At 59.4% G+C, this 5642-nt stretch carries 5 protein-coding genes; 4 read left to right on the top strand and 1 reads right to left on the bottom strand.

The window, feature by feature from the left end:
- Nucleotides 1–43: 43 nt before the first annotated feature.
- Complete coding sequence (locus tag AC1DH9_RS20535; RefSeq protein ID WP_427540209.1) at nt 44–958, bottom strand: LysR family transcriptional regulator; 915 nt, start codon at nt 956–958, stop codon at nt 44–46.
- A gap of 789 nt (nt 959–1747) precedes the next feature.
- Between AC1DH9_RS20535 and AC1DH9_RS20530 the strand changes: the two genes are divergently transcribed.
- From AC1DH9_RS20530 to AC1DH9_RS20515, 4 genes are all read left to right on the top strand, one after another.
- Complete coding sequence (locus AC1DH9_RS20530; RefSeq protein ID WP_427540212.1) at nt 1748–3157, top strand: circularly permuted type 2 ATP-grasp protein; 1410 nt, start codon at nt 1748–1750, stop codon at nt 3155–3157.
- A 3-nt stretch (nt 3158–3160) separates the two neighbouring features.
- The gene (locus tag AC1DH9_RS20525; RefSeq protein WP_477808682.1) at nt 3161–4111 is read left to right on the top strand and encodes an alpha-E domain-containing protein; all 951 of its coding nucleotides are present in this window, start codon (nt 3161–3163) and stop codon (nt 4109–4111) included.
- The gene (locus AC1DH9_RS20520) at nt 4108–4905 is read left to right on the top strand and encodes a transglutaminase family protein (RefSeq protein ID WP_427540216.1); all 798 of its coding nucleotides are present in this window, start codon (nt 4108–4110) and stop codon (nt 4903–4905) included. Before AC1DH9_RS20525 ends, AC1DH9_RS20520 begins: the two co-directional genes overlap by 4 nt.
- Before the next feature lie 152 nt (nt 4906–5057).
- A partial coding sequence (locus tag AC1DH9_RS20515; protein ID WP_477808681.1) for a gamma-glutamyltransferase occupies nt 5058–5642 on the top strand: 585 nt, incomplete at its 3' end.

The following is a 5642-nucleotide window of genomic DNA, read 5'->3' as shown; positions in this document are numbered from 1 at the left end:
CCCCTGTGGGAGCGAGCCTGCTCGCGATGGGTGCGCCTCGGTTTCAGGCCTGCCGATTGGCATACATCCGACACTCCGCCAACAACGCCAGCAGGTTCGGGTCGCGCTCCTTGGCCTTTAGAAATACCACTCCAATGTGCTGCTGCAACCGATAGCGCTCCTGCAACGGGATCAGCTTCACCCGGTTCTCGTAGACCGCCGCAATCCGCCCTGGCAGCAGCGCATAACCGACTCCGGAGCTGACCATGCTCAGCAGCGTGAAGATGTCGTTGACCTGCATCGCCACCTTGGGCTCGAACCCCGCCTGCTTAAACACCCGGATACTGTCCTGATGCGTGGCGAAGCCCTGGGTCAGGGTAATGAAGGTCTCGTTGCGCACCTCGGCGAGATCGACTTCGGCGCGTTGGGCAAACGGTGAGTCGGCCGGCGTGGCGAGGAAGATGTCGTCGGAAAACAGCGGGATCTGCTCGCAGTCCGGGTCGTTGACGCTGTCGTCCAGGGACACCAGGATCGCGTCGACTTCCATGTTCTTGAGCTTGTACAGCAGGTCGATGTTCGAACCGAGGATCAGGTCGATGTTGAGTTCGCTGCGGCGGATCTTCAGGCCCATGATCAACTGCGGCACAGTCTTGACTGTCAGTGAATACAACGAGCCGAGCTTGAAGCGTTCGGCCGAAAACCCCGCGGCTTCGCGGGTCAGGCGCACGCTTTCGAGCACATCCTGAATCAGCTTCTGCGCCCGCTCTTCGAGTACATAGGCGCTTTCCAGTGGCGTCAGGTTACGCCCCTCATGCTTGAACAGCGGGCAGCGCAGTGCGCTTTCCAGCGAGTGAATGGCCCGGTGCACGCTGACGTTGCTGGTCTGCAGTTCGACCGCCGCACGGGCCAGGTTGCCGGTGCGCATGAACGCCAGGAACACTTCCAGTTTTTTCAGGGTCAGTTCTTCGTCGATCAGCATGGCCATCACTCTTTTTCAGTCCGTTGATTATGCCCATGCGCTGTTGCGTTGTCCGATGTGCGGTTGCGTTCCTGTCAGGTCGGTGTTGACCGTCGTAACCTGCGACTTGAAGCGCTCATTCAACCGAATAACGTGATGAGTGTTTGTGTGCGTCATCAGCAGGCACTTCGGTTCCGTGCGCAGCCATAGTGTGCATTTGCGTGCGCATTAATGGTGCAAGGATGAAATTTGATGTACGGGTCTGAAGGAATGGTATTACAAAGCTCATAAAAAAGAGTGGGTAAAAATTTCCCGTTTACAGGGCAATAAAGTCAACTTGTTTACCCAATGCACCGATTTTGTTCGCGCCAGAGTTGTGCAAACGATAAGTGCAATAAACGTTTCAGCGTGTTACAAGAAAAACACCATAAAAATGAACGGAAATGTCGCCTCAGTATCATTGCTAGAGGTTTTTCCGATTTTTAGCGGCCCTGGCGTTGCGTGGGCACAGCCCTTGCAAAAGCACTTTCAAACCACCGGAAGTGTGGTTTTTGCGAGAAAAAGAAACTGGGGGCGTTACAAGTAGGAGCGCCAGTAAGCTAATCCGGAAACGGCCAGATCTCTGACGCCAGAATGCGTCAGGACGCTGTCGGAATCGTGAGCTTCCAGCTTCATAAAGGGACAGGAAGTTCACGGTGCACACTGAGGTGCTTTACAGAAACAGCACTCACTAAAACAACGTAAGGCTTCATCTATTGGAATGACAAAGTTATAAAAAAATGCCGGCTGTATCGCGGCAAGGAGTGGGGTATGTCCCGAGCTTTTTTTAATGAAATGTATGATGCGAGTGGTGGCTGCCGGCCACATTACCAGGAGTTTGCGCGCTGGTTGGCGGACACGCCCCTGGAGCTGCTGGATCAGCGTCGTCGCGAAGCCGACCTGTTGTTCCATCGAGCCGGTATCACCTTCACGTTATATGGGGACGAGCAGGGCACCGAGCGGTTGATTCCGTTCGACATCATTCCACGCAGCATCAAGGCCAGCGAATGGCAGATAGTCGAGCGTGGCTGCATTCAGCGGGTCCAGGCCTTGAACATGTTCCTGGCCGATATCTATCATGGGCAACGGATTCTCAAGGAGGGCATTATTCCGGCCGAACAGGTGTTGGCCAACGAGGGTTATCAGGTCGCCATGCAGGGCCTGAATCTGCACCGCGGCATYTATGCGCACATCTCCGGGGTCGATCTGGTCCGCGATGGCGATGGCAGTTACTACGTACTCGAAGACAATCTGCGCACACCCAGCGGCGTCAGCTACATGCTCGAAGACCGCAAGATGATGATGCGCCTGTTTCCCGAACTCTTCTCCGCCCAGCGTGTGGCGCCCATCGACCACTACCCGAACCTGCTGCTGGACACCCTCAAGAGCTCCAGCCCCCTGGACAACCCGACGACCGTGGTACTGACCCCGGGTCGCTTCAACAGCGCTTACTTCGAACACGCGTTCCTGGCCCGTGAAATGGGCGTGGAACTGGTTGAAGGCGCCGATCTGTTCGTCCGCGACGATCATGTCTACATGCGCACTACTGCCGGCCCGAAGCAGGTGGATGTGATTTATCGGCGCCTCGACGATGCATTTCTCGACCCGCTGTCCTTCAATCCGGACTCCATGCTGGGCGTGCCCGGGCTAGTGGCAGTCTATCGCGCGGGGAATGTGATCCTCGCCAATGCCATCGGCACCGGTGTGGCGGATGACAAATCGATCTACCCCTATGTGGGCGAAATGATCCGTTTCTACCTAGACGAGGAGCCGATTCTCAAGAACGTTCCCACCTGGCAATGTCGCAAACCAGAAGAGCTGTCCCACGTGCTGGCCAATCTTCCCGAGCTGGTAGTCAAGGAAACCCAGGGTTCCGGGGGCTACGGGATGCTGGTCGGCCCGGCCGCCACGGCGGCGGAAATCGAGGACTTCCGCGCGCGTCTCAAGGCCCGCCCCGAAGCCTATATCGCCCAGCCGACGCTGTGCCTGTCCACGTGCCCGACCTTTGTCGAAAGCGGCATCGCCCCACGCCACATCGACCTGCGCCCGTTTGTGTTGTCGGGCCGTGAAACCCGCCTGGTGCCCGGCGGCCTGACCCGCGTGGCATTGCGCGAAGGCTCGCTGGTGGTGAACTCGTCCCAGGGCGGCGGCACCAAAGACACTTGGGTAGTGGAGGACTAAGACATGCTTTCAAGAACCGCTTCGGACCTCTACTGGATGTCCCGTTATCTGGAGCGTGCCGAAAACCTGGCGCGCATGCTCGAAGTCAGTTACTCGCTGTCGCTGATGCCCCAGGCCGGCCGCACCGATGGCCATGCCGAGCTGTCGATGTCGCTGTTGGCCGCCGGCACGCTGGACGACTACAACCAGCGCTACGGCGAACTCAACACCGAGCGCATGCTGCACTTCTTCGCGCTGGATGAAACCAACCCCGGCAGTATCTATTGCTGCCTGCAAGCGGCGCGGGCCAACGCCCATGCGKTGCGCGGACGGATCACCGCCGACATGTGGGAGAACATCAACGCCACCTGGCTGGAGATGCGCAACATCGCCCGCAATGGCCTGGGGCGTTATGGCATCAGCCATTTCTGCGAATGGGTCAAAGAGCGCTCGCACCTGTTCCGCGGGGCGACCTCCGGCACCATCATGCGCAACGATGCCTACTGCTTCATTCGACTGGGCACCTTCCTCGAACGCGCCGACAACACTCTGCGCCTGCTGGATGCGCGCTACGAAATGTACGGAGAGGAGTCGGAGGAGGTGAGCGACAACTCGGCCCGCGGCTACTACCAATGGAGCGCCTTGTTGCGTGCCTTGTCGTCTTTCGAGGCGTTCAACGAACTCTACCGCAATGCGCCGAACGCCGAGCAGGTCTCCGAGATGCTGCTGTTGCGCGCCGCCGTTCCGCGTTCGCTGCACGCCTGCATCGAGGAGCTGGACCAGATCCTCGCCAGCCTGCCGGGCAGTAACGGGCGGGCGGCCCAGCGGCTGGCCGCCGAATTGAATGCGCGGCTGCGCTACACCGGGATCGACGAGATTCTCGGCTTCGGTCTGCATCTCTGGCTGACTGATTTCATCTCCCAGGTTCGCCATCTCGGCCAGACCGTCCACGAATCCTATCTGGAGGTCGTATGAAACTGTCCATACGCCACGACACCACCTACAGCTACACCGACGAAGTCTGCACCAGCATCCAGTTCCTGCGTTTGACGCCCAAGAACACCGAGCGCCAGCACATTCTGGAATGGCACCTGGAACTGCCGCGCCTGGTACGTAGCCAGCTCGATCCATACGGCAACATCCTGCATGTATTGACGATGGATGAGCCCCACGGCGCCCTTGTGCTGACCGCTTATGGTCAGGTTGAAATCGACCAGATGCTGGAGGTGGAGCACGACACTCAGTCGCCGTTGCCGTTCTTGCGCACCGGTCATCTGACCAAGGCTGACGACGCTCTCAACGCCTTTGCCATACAGCGGTGCGGCACGCGGCGTGATCGCGGGGCGTTGATTGACCTGATGAATGGCCTCGCCGATCACATGGTCTACAGCCCGGGCGCTACAACGGTGGACACCACCGCAGCCGATGCCTTTGCCGCCGGCGTCGGGGTCTGCCAGGACCATACCCATGCCTTCCTGGCCTGCGCTCGCAGCCTGGGCATTCCTGCGCGCTACGTCTCCGGTTATCTGTGCACGGAAGATGAAAGTCATCTGGCCAGTCATGCTTGGGCCGAAGCCTGGCTCGACGATGGTTGGTACAGCTTCGACGTCACCAACCGATTGGCGCGACCCGAGCGCCATCTGAAACTGGCGGTGGGCCTCGAGTACCTCGACGCTTGCCCGGTGCGTGGCATGCGTCGCGGGGGAGGGGCCGAGCACATGCTTGCGCGGGTCCAGGTGTCGTCCCAGTTGCAGGTACAGCACCAGTAAAAACTCACCCGCACCGTCACCATAACCGGCTATACCGTCTCCATGACGGTATGGCCGCTCATCATTCAGATCTTCGGCCAGCCACGCCCGCATCCGCGCCTTTCTCAGTCGGGTGCTGTGAGCCCGAACATCCCTGATGTGTGAGACCTGCCATGTTCACATTTTCTGCCCATGAGTATCCCTACGCCTCACAGCGTCAAAGTGTTTTCGCTAAACGCGGCATGGTCGCCGCCTCCCAGCCGTTGGCCGCCGAAGCCGGTATCGAGATCATGCGGCGCGGTGGCAACGCCATTGACGCCGCGATTGCCACGGCTGCAGCGTTGACCGTGGTCGAGCCGACCGGTTGCGGTATTGGCGGCGACGCCTTTGCGCTGGTCTGGACGCAGAACAAACTGCATGGCTTGAGCGCCAATGGCGGGGCCCCGCAGGCCCTGAGCATCAAAGCGGTGAGAGCCGCCGGCCACGAAAAAATGCCATTGCACGGATGGACACCCGTGACAGTTCCAGGCTGCCCGTCGGCCTGGGCTGAGCTGTCCAAACGTTTCGGTCGTCTGCCCTTTGCTGAGGTGTTGCAGCCAGCCATCAGTTTGGCGCACGACGGTTTTCCGGTGTCACCCGTGGTTGCTCTTCAATGGCAATCCGCATTGGAGAACTTCACCCCGAGCCGCAACGAAGTGCTCGATAGCTGGTTCGAAACCTTCTTGATTGACGGCCGGGCACCCCGCGCTGGCGAGATG

The organism is Pseudomonas sp. 05T35 (genome assembly GCF_056396605.1).
This window is presented reverse-complemented; position numbering and strand designations above follow the sequence as displayed.